This is a genomic window from Pedobacter nutrimenti (assembly GCF_003208655.1).
GTDB classification, from domain to species: domain Bacteria; phylum Bacteroidota; class Bacteroidia; order Sphingobacteriales; family Sphingobacteriaceae; genus Pedobacter; species Pedobacter nutrimenti.
Window position 1 is genome coordinate 266989 of record NZ_QKLU01000007.1, and the last position, 20451, is coordinate 287439.

Consider the following 20451-nt stretch of genomic DNA (forward strand, 5'->3'; position numbering starts at 1 on the left):
AAAATACCATAAAGAACTGAATAATAAGATCAACATGGAACGCGATTTAACAGCTACAGCAGCAGCCATAAAAGACAAGGACCCTTTGGAAGCCCTTCGTTTTTTTGCCCTAAGCCATCCCGGACAGGTTACTTTTTCGACCAGTTTTGGCTGGGAAGATCAGGTGATCACAGACCTGATTTTTAGAAATAAGTTGCCAATAGAAGTATTTACATTGGAAACAGGCCGTTTATTTCTGGAAACCTATTATGTCTGGAACCGTACGCTGGAAATTTATCAGCAGCCAATCCGGGCCTATTTTCCGCAGACAGCTGCCTTGCAGGATATGGTGGACAGCAAAGGGCCGAGCAGTTTTTATGAATCTGTTGAAAACCGTAAAGAATGTTGTCACATCAGAAAAATAGAGCCCCTGGGCCGTGCCCTGAAAGATAAAAAGATCTGGATTACAGGCATCCGTGCGGAGCAATCCCCAAACCGCCAGGATATGTCAAATATAGAATGGGACCCTTCCCATCAGCTGCTCAAGTTTCATCCTTTGTTCAACTGGAGTTTGGAAGCGGTAAAAGCTTATGTGAAAAAGAACAATATTGTGTACAACCCTTTGCACGACAAAGGCTTCCCAAGTATTGGCTGTGCCCCCTGTACACGGGCTGTAAGCGATGGAGTAGATTTCAGGGCCGGGCGCTGGTGGTGGGAAGATCAGTCAAAAAAAGAATGTGGCTTACATGTCACTTCATAAGATTTTAAACAAAATGAGTAAGGTTAATTTAGATTATTTAGACGAGTTAGAAGCAGAAGCCATTCATATTTTACGTGAAGTGGCCGGACAGTTCGAAAAACCTGCGCTGCTGTTTTCGGGTGGCAAAGACTCGATCACACTTGTCAGACTGGCAGAAAAGGCCTTTCGCCCCGGAAAATTTCCTTTTCCTCTGGTTCATATTGATACCGGGCATAATTTTCAGGAAACGATTACTTTCCGGGACCAGATGATAGAAAGGATTGGCGAAAAGTTGATCGTAGGTTATGTGCAGGATTCTATTGATGAGGGAAAAGTGATCGAACAAAAAGGAAAAAATGCCAGTCGAAATGCCCTGCAAACGGTAACATTACTGGATACGATCGCTAAACACGGTTTTGATGCCTGTATCGGCGGGGCCAGAAGAGATGAAGAAAAGGCGAGGGCCAAAGAAAGAATTTTTTCGGTAAGGGATGAATTTGGTCAGTGGGACCCCAAACGCCAGCGTCCCGAACTCTGGAACATTTACAACGGAAAAATCCATAAAGGCGAAAATGTACGTGTTTTCCCCATTAGCAACTGGACAGAACTGGATGTTTGGAATTACATTAAAAGAGAAAAAATGGAATTGCCTTCTATTTATTTTGCACACGAGCGGGATTGTATCACCAGAAACGGACAATTGATGGCTGCCTCCCCATTTTTAAATATGGATCAGGAAGATGTTGTGGAACGAAGGCAAGTGCGTTTCCGTACGGTGGGTGACATGAGCTGCACGGCGGCTATTGCGTCTGGGGCAACCGAACTGGACGATATTATTGAAGAGATCAGTGCATCAAAAATTAGTGAACGCGGGGCAAGAATGGACGATAAGGTTTCTGAAGCCGCCATGGAAGACCGCAAGAAAGGAGGGTATTTTTAATGAACCTATTGAAATTTTTTACAGCCGGAAGTGTTGATGATGGTAAAAGTACCCTGATTGGCAGGTTGTTGTATGATACAGATTCTATTCTGGCAGACCAGCTGGAGGCCTTACAGCAAAGCAACCGCAAAAATGATGACGGAAGTATTGACCTGGCCATTTTGACCGATGGTTTAAGGGCAGAAAGAGAGCAAGGCATTACCATTGATGTGGCTTACAAATATTTCCAGACCAGTAAAAGGAAATTCATTATTGCCGATACCCCAGGCCATATTCAATACACCAGGAACATGGTGACTGGTGCATCAACAGCGAAACTGGCCATTATTTTAATTGATGCCAGGAACGGGGTGGTTGAACAGACCATCAGGCATTCTTATCTGGTTTCCCTATTGGGTATTGAGCATGTGGTGGTATGTTTGAATAAAATGGATATGGTGGGTTACAGTGAAACCGTATTCGATGCCATTACGGAAAAATATAAAAGCCTTGCAGCCCGGCTGGATTTAAAGGAGGTTACCTTTATTCCTGTCAGTGCTTTAAAGGGAGATAACGTGGTTAATGAATCGCAAAATATGGATTGGTATTCCGGCGTTAGCCTGCTTCATTTTTTAGAAAGTGTGGATGCAGAGGATCGTCTGCCTTATAATCTGGCACGCATGCCGGTACAGTGGGTCATCCGGCCACAGACCCAGGAACTTCATGATTACAGGGGCTATGCAGGAAGAATATTGAGTGGTTCTTTTCAGGTCAATGACCAGATCACCGTATTGCCATCAGGAAACAGTTCGGTACTGGAAAGGATCGAAATTTTTGAGCAACAAACCTTGCAGGCCCATGCTGGTCAGAGTGTGACCCTCCATTTAAAAGACAATATTGACATCAGCCGCGGCGATGTCCTGGTGAATTCTGCTCATTTACCGCAGCGTTCCCAGTTAATTGAGGCCGACCTTTGCTGGATGGATGCCCGTCCTTTGGATGAAAGCATCACTTACCTGATCCAGCACAACAGTAAGGTCAGCAAATGTAAAATCAGGGAAATCATATATAAAGTGGACATCAATACCCTTGAAAAACAGGAAGCCTATGATTTTAAGCTGAACGATATTGGCCGGGTCGTCCTGAAAACTGCCGATGAGCTTGCTTTTGACCTTTATGCTGAAAATAAAGCAAACGGGGCGGCCATACTGATCGACAGCCGGACCAATTTGACCGTGGCGGCGCTGATGTTCCGTAAAGCAGTGGATTGAGGTTCAAAAAACTGCTGCGTGATTTAAAGACAAATAGTGGATGAGTCCGGTATGAGTCCGGTATAAATCCGTTATGGGGCCGGATATTTATTAAAAAAACCGGACCTATAACGGACTAAAAATGTTTTCCTGCCGGAAACATAGATAAGGCCGATCCGGTATCTTGGTGGGAATTGATTTTCTGTGAATTGCTGCTGACAATTTTACTGAATTATTTTTTTGCTAAATATTTGCTTTACGTATTCTAATCCCTAATTTGACTTTGTTTTTGAAAGCATCAGATTATGGAAATTATACATGTGAGTGCCGAGTGTTATCCTGTGGCCAAAGTTGGCGGTTTGGGAGATGTAGTTGGTGCTTTACCAAAATACCAGCAGAAACTTGGACATTTTGCCAAGGTCGTTATGCCAGCCTACCAAAGCCCTTTTATGCAGGGAAACGAATTTGAAGTGGTATACGATGGCTGGGGCAAACTGGGCTTCCGGGATTTTACGGTCCGTATTTTCCGGGAAAAAACCAATAAGCTGGGCTTTGACCTCTTTCTGGTCCATATTGCCGGTTTAACAGACCGGCCGCAAGTGTACGGATATGAAGACGATACCGAAAGGTTTCTTGCTTTCCAGATTGCTGTACTGGACTGGATGGAGCAATGGGAACACCAACCCAATGTAGTCCATTGTCATGACCACCATACCGGTATGATTCCTTTTATGATGGCTTATTGTCCGCGTTTCAGGAGATTAAGCCATGTGCCAACCGTACTCACCATTCATAATGCCCAGTACCAGGGACAATTTGGCTGGGACAAACTACATTATCTGCCTCCTTTTGATACTTGGAAATCCGGTCTTCTGGATTGGCGGGGGGCGATTAATCCCCTTGCAGCTGCGATAAAATGCGCCTGGAGGGTCAGTACCGTCTCGCCAAGTTACCTCGAGGAGATCAGCCATCAGGCTGGCGGATTGGAAAGTCTCTTTGCACAGGAAAGGGGGAAATCGACGGGTATCCTTAATGGAATAGACAATGAAGTCTGGAATCCGGCAAAGGATCCCATGTTGGAACAGAATTTTACAGTAAAAACTTCAGAAAATGGAAAAAAAGTAAACAAACAGGCTTTATGTGCTGTTTTTGGTTTAGATCCGTCGAAACCATTGTTTACTTTTATAGGGAGGTTAGTTGGGGAAAAGGGGGCAGATTTGCTGCCGGATATTTTTTATAATGCGTTAAATCAGTTCCAGGGGGAAATCAGTGTGCTTGTACTGGGGTCCGGAGATCCTCATGTAGAAGGACGTTTAACGCACCTTAAAAATCTGTTTCCTCATCATTACAATGCTTACATCGGTTATAATGAACAATTGTCCCACCAGATTTATGCAGGGGCCGACTTTCTGCTGATGCCTTCCAGGGTTGAACCCTGTGGACTGAACCAGATGTATGCCCTGCGTTATGGCACGGTTCCGGTTGTGCGCCGGATCGGTGGTTTGAAAGATACGGTAACGGATATTGGTGACGGTGGATTTGGCATTTGTCATGACCAGACCAGCATCTGGGATGTAGGGCATGCCATAGGAAGGGCTTACGACCTTTACCAGCAAGAAAAAAGGCTAAAGGAGATCCGTAAGTTCATGATGCAGCTGGACCATTCCTGGGATAGGGCGGCCCAGCAATATATTGACTTATACCAAATATAAAATTGAATACATATGACCGAAAAAGTATTGGGTGTTATCCTTGGCGGTGGCCAGGGATCCAGGTTATCACCGCTTACACAGACCCGTTCCAAGCCAGCGGTACCCATTGCAGGTAAGTACCGCCTGGTGGATATTCCCATTTCTAATTGTCTGAATTCGGGCATACACCGGATGTTTGTACTGACACAGTTCAACTCCGCTTCTTTAAATAAACACATTAAGAACACCTATCATTTCAGTCATTTCAGTGATGCTTTTGTGGACATCCTGGCGGCCGAACAAACTCCGGACAACCCCACCTGGTTCCAGGGGACTGCAGATGCGGTACGCCAAACCATGCACCACCTGCTGAACCATGAATTTGAGTATGTACTGATCCTTTCGGGCGACCAGTTGTATCAAATGGACTTTAATGAAATGCTGGAAGAGCACATCCGTAATGAGGCACAGATTTCCCTGGCAACCATTCCGGTGACCGCAAAAGATGCTACGGATTTTGGCATTCTGAAAGCGAATGATGAAAATGTGATTACTTCTTTTATAGAGAAACCTGCTGCAGAGTTACTTAAAGACTGGTCTTCGGATACCGGGGAAGCCATGCAGGCCGAGGGGCGTAATTTTCTGGCTTCCATGGGGATTTACATTTTCAATAAGGATCTGCTAATCAGTATTTTTGCAGAGAATGCAGATGAAAAGGATTTTGGTAAAGAAATTATTCCAAGGGTAATTGAAACCTATAAAGTACTGAGTTTCCAATATGAAGGTTACTGGACAGATATCGGTAACATTTCTTCCTTTTTTGAGGCGAACCTTGGACTGACAGATGACATTCCAAAATTTAACCTGTTTGACAGCAACCACAGTATTTTTACCCGACCAAGGATGCTGCCTCCTTCCAAAATATTGGGAACCACCCTCGATAAAACCGTCATTGCAGAAGGTTGTATTCTGCAGGCTGATGACATCCGGCATACCGTTATTGGCATCCGTTCAAGAATAGGGAAGGGTACAAGAGTCGAAAATGCCTACATCATGGGCAGTGACATGTATCAGACCCTGGAAGAGATCCAACAGGAAACCGATTTGGGTAACCCATTGATTGGTATCGGGGAGCGATGTGTGATTTCGAATGCCATTTTAGATAAGAATTGTAAAATCGGGAATGATGTACACATTCAGGGAGGACCGCACCTGGCCAATGGAGATTTTAGTACTTATGCCGTTAAAGACGGAATTGTGGTCGTGAAAAAAGGGGCCACCATTCCCGACGGGACCAGAATATAATTATTGGTAACGGAACACCAGGGAAAAAGTTGTTCTTTCAAATGGAACAGAGTTCACCTCTAAACTTCCCCTGTGCATTTTCATAATGTTTCGGGTAATGGTCAGTCCAATACCCGAACCATTTTTTCTGGTGGTGAAAAAAGGAACAAATATTTTATCAATCATTTCGGGGTCGACGCCCTTGCCATTATCCGAAATATCCAGGAAAAGTTTATTCTGTTCCAGCCTGTAATTAATTTCAATGACCGGATGTTCCATGTCCTCAACGGCATAAATGCTATTGGTCACCAGATTGATCAGGGCTTGTTCAATGAGTTTAAGGTCTAGTTTTAAGGTGATTTTTGAAGAAGTTTGTTCGATTTTTAGCTGAATGTTTTTTCCGCTGGCAAAAGGTTGCATGAGCACTTTGATCTGTTGCAAAATTTCACCTATGGTATGGGTTTCCATAACCGGGGTTGGGAGTTCTGCAATCAGGCGATAATCCTTTACAAAGTCCAGCAAGCCTTCTGATCTTCTTTTTATAGTTCTTAAGGCGGGTTTAAGGTCCTCCAGGTCTTCTGCACCCAACATCGTTTTATCTGCCACCATGCTGTTTACCGTATCAGATAAAGAGCTGATGGGGGTAATGGAATTTAAAATTTCATGGGAAATGACCCCAATTAACCTGTTCCAGGCTTCTGCTTCTTTCTGCTCGATCTCATCTTTAATGTTCTGAAAAGAGACGATCAGGTAATCGGTATGGTAAAGGTTCAGGGGAATCACCTCTGTAGAGAGCTGGATCAGTTTGTCCTGAATTTTAAGTTCAATGAATTTTTTACCCCCTTCTTTTATTGCGGAAATTTCCCTGGTAAAATAGGGTGTGTGTGTTTTTAGCCTGTGCCAGTATTTATAAGCCGGCACCTGGAGCAGGCCACTGGCTGCCATATTGAAAAAAACGATTTCAGACTGCTCGGTGTCAATTTCCTTTCCTTTAAGAACAATGACCCCAACGGGGACTTGTTCTAAAATGGTTTTAATGAGCTGGAACATGGAGTCTTTTTCCAATTGCATGCTTTTATGCATTTGTATAATGTCATTAAAAGATTCATACAGTTCGGGAAAGCTTCCCCGGGTTACTTTGTTTTTAAAATTGATGGTACTGTCCTGGGTTTTCACTGCAAGGATAAACCTGCGGATGTCTTCCCTCATTTCATTAATATATAGGTATAATGAAATTATAGCTGCAATAAAGATGACAGCGATGCCGGAAATGGTAAACCAAAGTTCGGTATTGCGGATCAGGTATAGCAGAAGAAAAGCCAGGACATTAATAAAAATTAACCTGATCAGGAGCTGGAAGGTGAAATTTTTATAGAACATCAAAATTAAAGATCAAATTTTTCTATGCGTCTGTATAATGCGGCCCGGGTAAGGCCAAGTTCTGCGGCGGCCCTGGAAATATTGCCCTTATGTTTATCAATGGCCTTTTGAACCATTAACTTTTCCATATCACCAAGGGCCATGTCGGTTTGAAGGGGGGCTGCTGCTCCGCCAAATTTTTGCGGGCTCAACTGCAAATCCTCGGCACCAATCTGGGACCCGTCAGACATGATAACAGCCCTTTCAATGACGTGTTGTAATTCCCTGACATTTCCTGGCCAATGATAATCCAGCATCATATTTTGTGCTTTAGAATCAAATTTATGAAGAACCTTATGGTATTTGGCACTAAAACTTTGCAGAAAATGTTCCGCGAGCAACAGAATGTCCTGCCCGCGATGTGAAAGTGGCGGAAGCAGAAGTTCTACGGTATTGATTCTGAACAATAAATCCTGTCTGAAGGTGCCTTGTGTAACCATTTCATTTAAAGGCATATTGGTTGCGGTGATCAGCCGCACATTGATTTTTCTCTCCTTACTTTCTCCAAGGCGGGTGACGGTGCGGTTTTGCAAAACACTGAGTAATTTTGCCTGCATCGCCAGGGAGAGGTTTCCAATTTCATCGAGAAAAATAGTTCCTCCCTCAGCGAGCTCAAAACGACCGGGTTTATCTTCTTTAGCATCGGTAAAAGCCCCTTTGGCATAACCAAAAAGCTCACTTTCAAACAGATTTTCATTTAGAGAACCCAAATCCACATGCATGAAAATGCTGTTTTTTCTTTGAGAATGTTTGTGCAGTTCATAAGCAAATACCTGTTTCCCCGTTCCGTTCTCTCCAAGTATTAATACATTGGCATCAGTAGGTGCAACTTTAACCAAAACATGCTGCAGTTTTTTGACAGGTTCGGAGTCACCCACAATATGGTCAAACTGTCTGGCCATATCCTTTTGAAGGGAAGTATGGATTTTTTCCAGTTTTTTTACCTTTTTTGTGGATTGTCTTAATTTGGAAGCAGAGGACAGGGTGGCAAATAGCTTTTCATTTTCCCAGGGTTTCAGTATAAAGTCCGTGGCACCTTTTTTAATGGCCTGGACCGCAAGTTCTACATTGCCATAAGCAGTCATCAGGATGACAACATGGTCCCGGTCAATGGAAAGGATGTGTTCCAGCCAATACAAACCTTCTCTTCCGTCGCTGGCCCCTTTCTGGTAATTCATGTCCAGCAAAATAAGATCAATTTCATTCCTGCTCAGCAAAACATTGATTTCCTTTGGAGATTTACAGGTAATGACCTGTCTGAAATGCTGTTTTAAAAATAATTTTGCACTCAAAAGAATGTCATCATCATCATCAATAACTAAAATTGTTGCCTCGATCATAAAAATAGCTTTGCTCAAAAGTAATAGAAAGTGTTCGATGATGCACATAGACTGTCCGGATATGAACAGTTTTGGCTTTGTTATTCTTTTAATGTATTGATATACAGTGATATAATTATTTTGATTCCTTTGGCACAGCCTTGGCTATCTGCAGAACAATAAGCCTGAAAATGGAAATGGACAAAATAATAGAGAAAAAAAGATTTAATAAAAAGACCATATTGATGATGGTCGGCGGACTTGTTTTTTTAGGCCTTGTTGCTTACGGTTACAATTTGTCCCTGAAAAAAGTGTATAAAGTGGATGCCGATAAAGTTACCATCAGTAAAGTGAAATATGGTGATTTTGAAGATGTGGTCTTGTTGAATGCAAGTGTGGTTCCCCTGACTTCTGTAATTGTGAGTTCTTCTGAAGGAGGAACAGTTGCGGAAATTTTTACAGAAAACGGTGCCTCGGTTACAAAAGGTACCCCCTTGCTCAGGATTGACAATCCAAGGGCCTTATCAAATTATACCAGTAGTGAAACCAGTATTACCGAGCAGATTAACCAGCTGCGCAAAGTAAGACTGGATCTGGAGCAGAACCAGCGGGTCATGAGCCAGGACATGATGGTCATTGAAAACAGCCTGCGTTCTGCCACCAGAAAATACAGGGCAGATAGCACCCTGTACTCTAAAAAGGTGATTACCAAAGAAGAATTCAGTGCGTCCAGTCAGGATTATGAATATTATTTAGGCCGCAGGGCCATTTTGAAACAAGCCATCAAGCAGGAAAACCAAAGCAGGCAGATGCAGCTTAGTCAAATAGATGTGTCGGTTAGAAGAATGAACGAAAGTCTGGAAACCATTCGTAAAAATATAGAGAATATGACCATTAAGGCACCAGTGGCCGGGAGACTGTCTTCTTACGATCCAGTGATCGGTAAATCTTATAATCCGAATGAGATGCTGGGCAAAATTGACGTGATGCAGGGCTATAAACTGCAAGCTGGAGTGGATGAATATTATGTAAACAGAGTGAAAGAAGGACAAAAGGCCAGTTGTGAGTTTAATGGCGCAACTTATCAGCTGACGGTACGGAAAGTTATTCCCGAAGTAACTGCGGGACAATTCCAGGTAGAGTTGGTTTTTGAGGGGAAATCTCCTGAAGATTTAAGAAGAGGTTTATCTTTACAGACCAAGCTGACCTTGTCGGACAACAGTAAATCTTTATTGTTATCCCAGGGACAATTTTTTCAGAGCACAGGCGGCGCCTGGGTTTTTGTACTCAAAGACGGACAGGCCAAAAAGCGCAATGTTAAAATTGGGCGGAAAAACTTCCTTTATTATGAAGTCATGGAAGGACTGCAAAAGGATGAAGAAGTGATTACTTCCTCTTACGACCAGTTTAACCAGTACGATATTATACAAGTAAATAAATAAACAATTACCCAATATAAATAAAGGCTGGAAGACACTGTATCAGGTGCGTTGAACAGGACTTTCAGCCTCATTTGGAAAACATATTAAACTAAGGCAATGATCAAAATTGAAAATCTAGAAAAAGTTTATAAAACTGAAGAAATTGAAACTACGGCATTAAACGGCATTAACATCCACGTTAAGGAAGGGGAATTTGTTTCTATTATGGGACCCTCTGGTTGTGGCAAGTCTACCTTGCTGAATGTAATGGGCTTGCTGGATAAACCGGAAAGCGGCAGTTATAAGTTTCAGGAAACAGAACTTTTGAAACTGAACGACCGGGAACGTTCCAATTTCAGAAAAAGGAATATGGGTTTTGTTTTCCAAAATTTCAACCTGATCGATGAGCTGACGGTTTTTGAAAATATTGAGCTGCCCCTGATCTATAATAAAATTGCCGCAACCGAGCGCAAAAAGTTGGTAAACGAGATCATTGAAAGGATGAATATTGTGAACAGAAGCGGGCATTTTCCACAGCAATTATCGGGTGGGCAACAGCAACGTGTGGCCGTAGCCAGGGCACTGGTCACCAAGCCCAAGCTGGTACTGGCCGATGAGCCTACCGGAAACCTGGACAGTTCACATGGTAACGAAGTGATGGAATTGCTTTGTGAGTTGAATGAACAGGGAACAACCATTGTCATGGTGACACACTCTTCTCATGATGCCAGCTTCTCCAACCGGATCATCAATTTGAAAGATGGGCATGTGATCTCGGAAAAAGTAAATAAAGGACGTACTGAAGAACTGATCTGAAATGTTTAAACTGAATTTAAGAATTGCTTTACGCAACCTCTGGAAAAACAAGGCCTATACACTGATCAATGTAGGTGGGCTTTCTATTGGCCTGGCCAGCTGTATGATCTTGTTGCTGTACATTAATTACGAATGGGGTTATGATAAGCAGTTTAAAAATTACAAAGACACCTATATGGTGTACAACAACCAGAAGGCCAACGGGGGTATTTTTAGTGTGAGCGCTACTCCAGGTGTACTGGCTGAAGGAGCGAAGGCCGAAATTGCCGGTGTGCTACAGGCCACACATATTTCCTGGTCAGCAAGCGAACTGTTGAGTTACAATCAACATAACTTTAAAAAATCAGTGACCTATGCCGATAGCAATTTTCTGAAAATATTCGATTACAAGGTATTACAGGGCAACGCCGCTGATTTTTTGAAAAACCCCAATTCGGTGGTCTTGACAAAATCCATGGCAACCGCCCTTTTTGGTAAAGAAGATCCGTTGAATAAAACTGTAAAGCTTGCGCAGACGGAGTATCTAAAAGTAGAGGGAGTAATTGAAGATGCGCCTAAAAACAGCAGTATACAGTTTGATTATCTGTTGCCCTGGACTCTGTATGAGAAACAGAACTCATGGGTCAAAACTGCCGGATGGGGCAGTAATTTCTGTATGACTTTCCTACTGCTGAAGGACAACAGTTTTTTCAGTGCAGCCAATACGCAGCTTAAGGGAATGATAAAAAGAGGCGATAAAGACAGTAATGGCGAGGCTTTTTTACATCCTTTATCCAAATGGCACTTATACAGTACCTTTGAAAACGGCAAATCTGTAGGAGGTAAGATCCAACAGCTGCAGATTTTTTTATTGCTGGCATTTTGTATCCTGTTAATTGCCTGTGTCAATTTCATGAACCTTTCCACGGCCAGGTCTGAAAAAAGATCAAGGGAAGTTGGGGTCCGAAAAGCCATTGGTTCTTCCAGGAAAAGCCTGGTCAGTCAGTTTTTAATGGAATCTGTATTACTGGCACTGATCAGTATGGTTTTTGCCTTTATGCTGATCGAGATTGCACTCCCTTATTTTAATGGACTATTGGGCATATCCCTGGAAATTGCCTATATGGAATGGAAATTTTGGGCTGTTTTAATTTTATTGACCTTATTTACAGGCTTGATTGCCGGCAGTTATCCCGCTTTTTATTTGTCTTCTTTTGATCCGATAAAAGTACTGAAGGGATTTACCTTGCCTGGAAATTCTTCCCTGTCTATCCGTAAGTTTCTGGTGGTGTCTCAATTTGTTTTTGCCGTCTGTCTGATCATTTGCATCACCGTCATTTATCAGCAGTTGAATTACATCAAAAATAAACCTGTGGGCTATAATAAAAATAACCTGATTGAAATTCCGGTTCAGGGCGATTTGAAAATGGCTTCCAAATTTCAGGTTCTTAAAGATAATTTATTGAAATCCGGTTATGCCAGTGGGGTCAGTTATTCCTCCCTGTCTATGACGGGCTGGGGCAATAACGGTTATGGGGTTTCCTGGCCTGGAAAAAATGAAAAAGAAAAAGTCCTGGTCAGTTACCGGAATACAGGGTATGACCTGATCAAAACCACAGGGATGGAATTGATTGCTGGCCGGGATTTCTCCGAAAAATTTGCCGATTCTGCCAGTGTGCTGATCAACGAGACCTTGGCCAAGACGATGGGAAACCGGCAACCTGTCGGATCGGTGATCAAATGGGACGGACGGCCTGTTACAATTATTGGCCTGATTAAAGATTATATATTTGAATCCCCTTATCAAAAGAGCAATGCATTGTTGATTTCCCATACGCCCGATATGGGATCTGACGGATCTGCCGTTATTCTGATTAAAATACCTGCAGAACAAAACCTGAGCAAAGCGGTTGATTTTATTGATGATCAGCTTAAAATCATAAATCCTCAATATCCGGCCGACCGGCATTTTGTTGACGAAAACTTTGAGCAGAAGTTTCGGAATGAGAAACTGCTGGGTACCTTATCCAATTGGTTTGGAGGTTTTGCGGTTTTTATTTCCTGTTTGGGTTTACTGGGGCTTGCTTTGTTTATGGCCGAGCAGCGTAAAAAGGAAATCAGCATTCGTAAGGTATTGGGTGCGAGCTCTGTGAATATTCTTCTGCTTTTGAATAAAGACTTTATTAAACTGGTATTCATTGCCAATCTGATTGCTTTTCCATTGGCCTATGTCATTGTGAGCAGGTGGCTTTCCAATTATGATTTCAGGATTTCTATCTCAGTTTTTCCTTTTGCTATTGCTGCGGTTTTATCTGTATTGATTGCATTGTTTACTGTAAGCCTTCAATCTTTTAAAGTGAGCAAAGCAAACCCTGTTGATGCTTTAAAATATGAATGATTAATTCTGAAAAGATATGTTTAAACTGAATTTGAAAATTGCTTTAAGGAGTTTATGGAGACATAAGGGTTTTACCCTTATTAATGTGGGTGGTTTGGCGATTGGTCTGGCCAGCTGTATGATTTTGCTCTTGTATGTGACTTATGAATGGAGTTACGATAAGCAGGTTAGTAATGCAGATAAAACTTATATCGTTTATCAGAATTCCAAAAATGACGGGAACATCATGACCTGGTTCTGGACCACCAATACAATTGCGGGGGAAAGCAGGGAGAAAATACCTGGTGTGGCCAATTCTTCACATTTTACTTATCCGGATGATGAATTACTAAGTTATGAAAATAAAAACTTCAAAAAAGCTGGAGTTTATGCGGATGAATATTTTCTAAAAATAATGGATTACAAAGTGTTAAGGGGGAATCCGGAAAAAGCACTAAAAGGACAAAATTCCATTGTACTGACCCAAACAATGGCCAAAATGCTGTTTGGAAATGCAGATCCGATCAATAAAACGGTGAAATTACAGAACAGCGAAGTTCTTAAAGTAGAGGCTGTGATTGAGGATGTTTCAAAGAACAGCACCATCAGGTTTGATTATCTTTTGCCCTGGACTTTAATGTTAAAATTCAGACCCTGGAATAAAGAGGCCAACTGGGGCAACAACTTTTGTCTCAACCTGGTACAGTTAAAAGACAATCGGTTTTTTGAACAGGTCAACCAGCAGATGAAAGGTATTTATGTCCGGAACGCGCCAAATTCCTCTTCTGAGGCATTTTTGCATCCTTTATCCAAATGGCATTTGTACGATAAATTTGAACAGGGGAAATTAGCCGGGGGAAAAATAGACCAGGTGAAAATATTTCTTATACTGGCTTTTTGTATTTTACTGATTGCCTGTATCAATTTTATGAATTTGGCTACAGCCCGGTCAGAAAAACGGGCCAGGGAAGTTGGGGTCCGAAAAGCAATTGGTTCTTCCCGTAAGGCCCTGGTCAGACAGTTTCTGATGGAATCTTTTCTGCTTGCTTTTATGGGAATGATCATCGCTTTTGTACTCATAGAGCTCAGTTTGCCCTATTTTAACGGATTACTGAATATTGAATTAAAAATTAATTATAGCGACTGGAGGTTTTGGACCGGACTTCTGGGCCTCACTTTGATCACAGGAGCCATTGCAGGTAGCTATCCGGCATTTTATCTTTCCTCCTTTGAACCGGTTAAAGTTTTAAAAGGTTTTGGGCTGCAAATGAATGCCTCAGTGTCTGTAAGGAAAGTGCTGGTGGTTTTCCAGTTTGTTTTTGCAGTCTGTCTGATCATTTGTACGACAGTGATTTATCAGCAATTAAATTATGTAAAAAATAAACCAATTGGTTATAACCGTGAAGGCCTGGTTGAAATACCCATACAAGGAAATTTGCGGAATAAGGAAAAATTGGCTTTGCTGAAGGAAAGATTGTTGAATTCGGGCAGTGCGACTGCACTTAGCTATTTCAGTACCTCCATGGGCCAGACTGGAAACAATACTTATGATTTTAGCTGGCCTGGTAAAAATCCTAAAAGTAATATATTAATAGATTTTCGTGCAGCGGGTCAGGATTTTGCAAAAACAGTGGATGCAAAAATGCTTTCGGGCCGCGATTTTTCCGCTGCTTATACAGATACGGCCAACGCGGTTCTGAATGAGGCTGCTGTAAAAGTAATGGGATTGAAACAGCCGGTCGGGACGGTGATCAAATGGGATGGCAGACCTTACACGGTAGTGGGTGTGATCCAGGATCTGGTCATGGGTTCGCCCTATCAACAGGCTGCACCTATGGTGATGTATTATTTTATGAATGACATGAATTATATTTCTGTCAGGCTAAATCCTGCTCAGAATGTGAGTGCTTCAGTGGCGAAAATCGATGAAATTGTCAAAGAAATTAACCCCGATTTTCCGGTGGACAGAAAATTTGTATCTGATCAGTTTGAGCAAAAGTTTCAAAATGAACAATTACTCGGTACCATGTCCAACTGGTTTGGGGGCTTCGCTATATTTATTTCCTGTCTGGGCTTACTTGGTCTGGCCTTGTTCATGGCAGAACAGCGTAAAAAAGAGATCAGCATTCGTAAAGTGCTTGGTGCCAGTACCGGAAATATACTCACGCTGTTGAACAGGGATTTTGTAAAACTGGTCTTGATTGCAAACCTGATCGCTTTTCCTTTGGCTTATGTGGTTGTTAACCACTGGCTTTCGGCTTATAGTTTCCGGATTTCGATCTCGGTTTTACCATTTTTAATGGCGACGATGATCTCTCTTTTAATTGCAGTGCTCACGGTGAGCGTACAATCGGTTAAGGTGGCAAAATCCAATGCGGTGGATGCCTTGAAATATGAATGATTAATTCTAAAAAGATATGTTTAAACTGAATTTAAAAATCGCCTTAAGAAATTTGTGGAAACACAAGAGTTATACCTTTATAAATGTGGCCGGGTTGACCATTGGTATGGCCAGTTGTATTCTCATTTTTATTTTTATCCGGTATCATTTGAGTTTTGATGAGCAGTTCGCAAATAAAGACAGAATTTTCAGGATGGTCACGTATTGGAAATATACGGAAGGTGAAGAGTTTCAAAGAGGTACTCCAAGACCATTGCCTGCTGCGGTACGGAATGATTTTTCAGAAGTAGAACAAGCTGGGGCTATTCAGGGGAGTGGAGGCATTCTTAAAATCAGAGACGAATCGGGTAAGGAAAAAATCAAAACCGCAGAAGATGTATATTATGTAGAACCTCAGTTTTTTAAAATTTTTGACTACAAGTGGTTACAAGGTGATCCTCAACAAGCACTTTCTAACCCAAATACGGTGGCCTTATCCGAAAAAATGGCAACCCGGTTTTTTGGGGACTGGCGAAAAGCAGTGGGCCAGACCATTAATTTTCAAAACAAGACCGATCTTAAGGTAACGGGTGTTTTTGAAAATGTTCCGGAGAACAGCAGCATTCCATTAAAAGTGGTCATTTCTTATGCTGGATATACGAATCCAAATCTGAGGAAGTGGGGAAGTGTTTCTTCCAGCTCGCAATGTTATGTCTTGTTGAAAGCAGGAACCGAGCTGGTGCAAATGCAGGCACAGCTTAGGGCTTTTGCAAAAAAATACAATTCTGATAAAGAAGTTGGGGAAAGGAAATACTTTTTACAACCCTTAAGGGAAATACATCACGATGAACGTTATGGCAGTGGCAGGGGAACCATGCCCATGAAACAAATCTGGGGTCTTGGAATCATTGGTTTATTTCTGCTCATTACTGCTTGTATTAACTTTATCAACTTAGCTACAGCCCAGGCAATTGGCCGTTCCAAGGAGGTGGGGGTAAGAAAAGTAATGGGTAGTCTCAGGAGCCAGCTGATGGTTCAGTTTTTGACCGAAACTTTGACCATTACCGTATTTGCCGTTTTACTGGCTTGCGCGGTTACTGAACTTGCCTTACCCGGTATGGCATCTTTATTCAGAGGGAACGTGACCTTTAGCCTGTTTGCGCATCCGGTTATTTTTGTTTTTCTGTTTGGTCTGGTCCTGCTGGTGAGTTTTCTGGCCGGCTTTTACCCAGCCTTGGTCATTTCAGGATTTAATCCTGCCCTGGCCATAAAAAATAAGATCAGTAGTGCCAGTTCCGGAGGTGTTGGTTTGAGGAAGGCATTGGTTATTGTCCAGTTTTCGATTACAGTAATCCTGATCATTGCCACCCTGGTGGTATTGAAGCAGATGAATTACATGCGGGAGAAATCTTTAGGCTTTAATCCCAGTGCGGTTGCCCTGGTGGATGTGCCTAGTGACAGCTTAAGCCTGGAAAGGTATGCGGGTCTGAAAGAAAGGGTGCTGAAATTACCCGGAGTGCTTCATGCCAGTTTCTGCAGTGCTTCTCCTTCTTCAGACAGTAATAATATGGATAATTTCAGTTTTGAAACTTCAAAAGAGCGGGATTTCCAGGTCAACACCAAACAGGCTGATGAAGATTATTTTAAAACTTTCGGCCTGAAAATAATCGCTGGAAAGCCCTTGTCGAAAAGTGATACCCTAAAAGAGTATGTCATTAATGAAACCATGCTTAGAAAATTAAATATTCCTGACCCTCAGCAGGCCATTGGGAAATATTTGAACATTAGTGGAGATCAGAAAGCACAGGTGGTCGGGGTGGTGAAAGATTTTAACAACCTGAACTTAAGAGAAGCGATTTCACCAATAGCTTTATCTTCTTCCAAAATAAGAAGCACCACACTGGCCGTAAAACTGCAGAGCGGTGCTTTGATGTCGACCATGCCGGCTATTGAAAAGACATGGAATGATGTGTTTCCCGAGCATGTTTATGGTGCCGTTTTTATGGAAGATGAAATTGGCCGGTACTATGAAGGTGAGCAAGTGATGGGGACGCTTTTTAAAGTTTTTGCAGGCACGATTATTTTCATTTCCTTTATTGGTCTGTTTGGCCTGATCTCTTTTATTGCCGCTCAGCGGACAAGGGAAGTGGCCATCAGAAAGGTCCTTGGAGCGAGTAATCTGGAATTGGTCCATATGCTCAACGGCTCTTTTTTGGCCATGGTTTTTGTAGCCAATCTGGTCGCTTGTCCCTTGGCTTATATTTTTGCTTCCAAATGGTTGTCTGGTTATACTTACCGGATTGAACTGAGCATCTGGCCCTTTTTGATTGCCATGCTGGTCTCGGTGGTCATTACGCTGATCACGGTCAGTGTCCGTTCTTATCAAACGGCTTTAAAGAACCCGGTAGATGCACTGAAATATGAATAATACGTTTTTAATATGTTTAGATTAAACTTAAAAATAGCACTTAGGAACCTTTGGATCAACAAGGGATTTTCCCTGATCAGTATCGCCGGCCTGGCCATTGCACTGGCCATCTTTATCCTGTGTATGCTGTATGCAAATTACGAACGGAGTTATGATGCCTGGAATCCGGGTAAAGACAGGCTTTACCGGGTCAATTATCGTTCTGAAATAGAAAACGTTGCCCTAAGCCCCGGGAATATGGCCACCAGCAGCAAGGAAAATATAGCAGCGGTGGAAGCTTCTACCAGAATACAGGACTACTGGAAAGGAAGTTTACTGTTGAAAACAAATCAGAAAGATCACTATGTGGATAAGGTATTGCTTGCAGATAGTAATTTTCTAAAGGTATTTGAATATCCTCTGCTGTATGGGAATGCACAAAAAGCACTGAATCATCCGCAATCTCTTATTTTGAGTAAAGAGCTGAGTGAAAATCTTTTTGGGAAAGGGGTGAACCCCGTTGGGGAGAAGGTTATTCTGGATAACAATACGGCTTATGCAATAGATGGTGTGATCGATGTAGCCAGATATCCTTCGCATTTTCAGTTTAATATGATCTGGAGGTTTAAAAAGAGTACATCTACAGATTTTTACGGCAATAATTATTATACCTACGTAAAACTGTATCCAAATTCACCGGTCCTTGAAACCCAGGTGCTGTTGAACCAGAACCGGACAACATTGATGAATGCCGAGTTATTAAAAATGCCTGATGAGGATAAGGCCGTTTTTCGCGAATTTATTGACAAGAACAAACTTTATTTACAGCCGGTAAAAGACATCCACCTGACTAAAAGTAATGTCGAATATGAGTTTTCGGGAAATGGGATTGGAACATATTTGTTTTTGATGCTGCTCGTTGCTTTGCTAGTCCTTGTCATTGCAGCAGTAAATTTTACCAATTTATCGATTACCATTGCAATCAAAAGGGCAAAAGAAGCAGGGGTGAGAAAAGTTCTTGGGGCTTTTCGCCTGCAAATTGCCATTCAGTTTATATTGGAAATTACCTTGCAGTGTTGTTTCAGCGTATTGCTGGCCATTGTACTGATGGAATTGTTTTTACCTTCTTTTAATACTTTGGCTGACAGTCATATACAGCTGGAGCAGTTTCGTGATTATGCGCAGCTTTTAATAGAGGTTTTTATTTTGCTGGTTGTACTGGTTTTGCTTTCGGGTTTGTATCCGGCATTACTGATCAGTAATGTGATGCCTGTTAAGGTACTTAAAGGAAACTTTAGCAACAGTGACAAAGGGAGCCGGATCCGCAACGGACTGGTGGTTCTTCAGTTTTTTATTGCTGTCCTTTTTATATTGGGGATATGGGTCATAGGCCATCAGCTTAAGTTTATGCAGCAGAAAGACCTGGGGTATAAACCACAACAGGTTCTTGCCATTCGTTTAATGAAGGAAAACGGAGAGGCGCATTATCGTCAGGTTAAAAATGTACTTCAAAATATTGAAGGGGTACAGCAAATTTCCAGGGCTGATCATATTCCTGGTGAGGATATGGGTGGAAACAGCTATAGTGTTGAGGGGAAAACCTATAGTGCAAATTTTATTACCATTGACGGGAATTATACCCAGACAATGGGGATGAAGATGATTGGTGGCAGATCTTTCAGTTCATCCGTTCCAAAAGACACCATGGGATCGGTGCTGCTGACTGAAACAGCTGCAAAAACCTTTGGGTTAAAGGACCCGGTAGGAAAAATGATTAAATTTCATGGAATGCCACTTGAAGTCATTGGACTGGTGAAAGATTTTAATCATTATAGTCCCGAAAAAGCATTTCAGCCTATCGTTTTTCAATATGTGAGAGGGAATCCGCTTCAATATGTGTTGGTACAGGTGGAAGCAGGCCAGTCTTCTAAGGTGCTTTCTGAGATAGAAACTGCATGGCATAAGCTGGAACCAGATTTTCCGATCCGTTATACTTTCCTGGACCGGAATTTTGAAACACTGCTGCATAAGCAAGCCCAGCTCGGCAGGATTATCGGGATTTTGTCTACAGTGACCATAATGCTGGCTTTAATGGGAATATTTGCGCTGGCTGCACTTTCTACACAACGCCGACGTAAAGAAATCAGTATCCGAAAAGTTTTAGGGGCTTCTATGTTTGATATTCTGCGCCTGCTCAATACCGGTTTTATTAAGCTGGTGCTTTTGGCAAACCTGCTGGCCTGGCCGGTCGCTTATTTTCTTTTGAAAAACTGGTTGGATGAATTTGCTTTTCGGATAGAGGTTTCGCTGTTTCCATTTTTACTGGCAGCGGGGCTTACCTCCTGTCTGACTGTACTGGTGGTCAGCATGCAGTCTTATCGAACGGCCAGTTCAAATCCGGCTGATGCTTTAAAGTATGAATAATAGGAAGTCAGGAGCCTAAAATGACTGTTATTGATCTATATTTTAGT

13 protein-coding genes are annotated in these 20451 nt (G+C 42.2%); 11 read left to right on the forward strand and 2 right to left on the reverse strand.

Features of this window, described 5'->3' with window-relative positions; translation table 11 throughout:
* Positions 1–34: 34 nt before the first annotated feature.
* From B0O44_RS19255 to B0O44_RS19275, 5 genes are all read left to right on the forward strand, one after another.
* A complete protein-coding gene (locus B0O44_RS19255) occupies positions 35–739 on the forward strand; it encodes a phosphoadenylyl-sulfate reductase (RefSeq protein ID WP_110833731.1) in 705 nt (234 codons plus the stop codon).
* A 13-nt stretch (positions 740–752) separates the two neighbouring features.
* Positions 753–1658 (forward strand): sulfate adenylyltransferase subunit CysD, encoded by a 906-nt coding sequence (cysD, locus tag B0O44_RS19260; RefSeq protein WP_110833732.1) that lies wholly within the window; start codon positions 753–755, stop codon positions 1656–1658.
* Complete coding sequence (locus tag B0O44_RS19265) at positions 1658–2908, forward strand: sulfate adenylyltransferase subunit 1 (RefSeq protein ID WP_110833733.1); 1251 nt, start codon at positions 1658–1660, stop codon at positions 2906–2908. Before cysD ends, B0O44_RS19265 begins: the two co-directional genes overlap by 1 nt.
* Before the next feature lie 284 nt (positions 2909–3192).
* A complete protein-coding gene (locus B0O44_RS19270) occupies positions 3193–4599 on the forward strand; it encodes a glycogen synthase (protein ID WP_110833734.1) in 1407 nt (468 codons plus the stop codon).
* Between the two features lie 12 nt (positions 4600–4611).
* Entirely contained in the window at positions 4612–5883 is a 1272-nt protein-coding gene (locus B0O44_RS19275) for a glucose-1-phosphate adenylyltransferase (RefSeq protein ID WP_110833735.1), read from the forward strand.
* Here the strand turns inward: B0O44_RS19275 and B0O44_RS19280 are convergent, their stop codons facing one another.
* Positions 5884–7242 (reverse strand): sensor histidine kinase, encoded by a 1359-nt coding sequence (locus B0O44_RS19280; RefSeq protein ID WP_110833736.1) that lies wholly within the window; start codon positions 7240–7242, stop codon positions 5884–5886.
* A 5-nt stretch (positions 7243–7247) separates the two neighbouring features.
* Entirely contained in the window at positions 7248–8621 is a 1374-nt protein-coding gene (locus B0O44_RS19285) for a sigma-54-dependent transcriptional regulator (protein ID WP_110833737.1), read from the reverse strand.
* Positions 8622–8797: 176 nt separating this feature from the next.
* On the opposite strand from B0O44_RS19285, the gene B0O44_RS19290 reads away from it, so the two are divergent.
* From B0O44_RS19290 to B0O44_RS19315, 6 genes are all read left to right on the forward strand, one after another.
* Positions 8798–10042, forward strand: coding sequence for an efflux RND transporter periplasmic adaptor subunit (locus B0O44_RS19290; protein WP_110833798.1), 1245 nt, complete (start codon positions 8798–8800; stop codon positions 10040–10042).
* 96 nt (positions 10043–10138) lie between these two features.
* Positions 10139–10837 (forward strand): ABC transporter ATP-binding protein, encoded by a 699-nt coding sequence (locus tag B0O44_RS19295; RefSeq protein ID WP_110833738.1) that lies wholly within the window; start codon positions 10139–10141, stop codon positions 10835–10837.
* Position 10838: 1 nt separating this feature from the next.
* Positions 10839–13214 carry an ABC transporter permease gene (locus tag B0O44_RS19300; protein ID WP_110833739.1) on the forward strand — a complete coding sequence of 792 codons (2376 nt, stop codon included), beginning with the start codon at positions 10839–10841 and terminating at the stop codon, positions 13212–13214.
* Positions 13215–13230: 16 nt separating this feature from the next.
* Positions 13231–15594 (forward strand): ABC transporter permease, encoded by a 2364-nt coding sequence (locus tag B0O44_RS19305; RefSeq protein ID WP_110833740.1) that lies wholly within the window; start codon positions 13231–13233, stop codon positions 15592–15594.
* A 16-nt stretch (positions 15595–15610) separates the two neighbouring features.
* Entirely contained in the window at positions 15611–18001 is a 2391-nt protein-coding gene (locus tag B0O44_RS19310; protein WP_110833741.1) for an ABC transporter permease, read from the forward strand.
* A gap of 12 nt (positions 18002–18013) precedes the next feature.
* Positions 18014–20404 carry an ABC transporter permease gene (locus B0O44_RS19315; protein ID WP_110833742.1) on the forward strand — a complete coding sequence of 797 codons (2391 nt, stop codon included), beginning with the start codon at positions 18014–18016 and terminating at the stop codon, positions 20402–20404.
* Positions 20405–20451 lie beyond the last annotated feature (47 nt).

What these genes read in the sequence shown, in the direction of transcription:
- B0O44_RS19255 (WP_110833731.1), top strand. Translation starts at nt 35, where the DNA reads ATGGAACGCGATTTAACAGCTACAGCAGCAGCCATAAAAGACAAGGAC.
- cysD (WP_110833732.1), top strand. Translation starts at nt 753, where the DNA reads ATGAGTAAGGTTAATTTAGATTATTTAGACGAGTTAGAAGCAGAAGCC.
- B0O44_RS19265 (WP_110833733.1), top strand. Translation starts at nt 1,658, where the DNA reads ATGAACCTATTGAAATTTTTTACAGCCGGAAGTGTTGATGATGGTAAA.
- B0O44_RS19270 (WP_110833734.1), top strand. Translation starts at nt 3,193, where the DNA reads ATGGAAATTATACATGTGAGTGCCGAGTGTTATCCTGTGGCCAAAGTT.
- B0O44_RS19275 (WP_110833735.1), top strand. Translation starts at nt 4,612, where the DNA reads ATGACCGAAAAAGTATTGGGTGTTATCCTTGGCGGTGGCCAGGGATCC.
- B0O44_RS19280 (WP_110833736.1), bottom strand. Translation starts at nt 7,242, where the DNA reads ATGTTCTATAAAAATTTCACCTTCCAGCTCCTGATCAGGTTAATTTTT.
- B0O44_RS19285 (WP_110833737.1), bottom strand. Translation starts at nt 8,621, where the DNA reads ATGATCGAGGCAACAATTTTAGTTATTGATGATGATGATGACATTCTT.
- B0O44_RS19290 (WP_110833798.1), top strand. Translation starts at nt 8,798, where the DNA reads ATGGACAAAATAATAGAGAAAAAAAGATTTAATAAAAAGACCATATTG.
- B0O44_RS19295 (WP_110833738.1), top strand. Translation starts at nt 10,139, where the DNA reads ATGATCAAAATTGAAAATCTAGAAAAAGTTTATAAAACTGAAGAAATT.
- B0O44_RS19300 (WP_110833739.1), top strand. Translation starts at nt 10,839, where the DNA reads ATGTTTAAACTGAATTTAAGAATTGCTTTACGCAACCTCTGGAAAAAC.
- B0O44_RS19305 (WP_110833740.1), top strand. Translation starts at nt 13,231, where the DNA reads ATGTTTAAACTGAATTTGAAAATTGCTTTAAGGAGTTTATGGAGACAT.
- B0O44_RS19310 (WP_110833741.1), top strand. Translation starts at nt 15,611, where the DNA reads ATGTTTAAACTGAATTTAAAAATCGCCTTAAGAAATTTGTGGAAACAC.
- B0O44_RS19315 (WP_110833742.1), top strand. Translation starts at nt 18,014, where the DNA reads ATGTTTAGATTAAACTTAAAAATAGCACTTAGGAACCTTTGGATCAAC.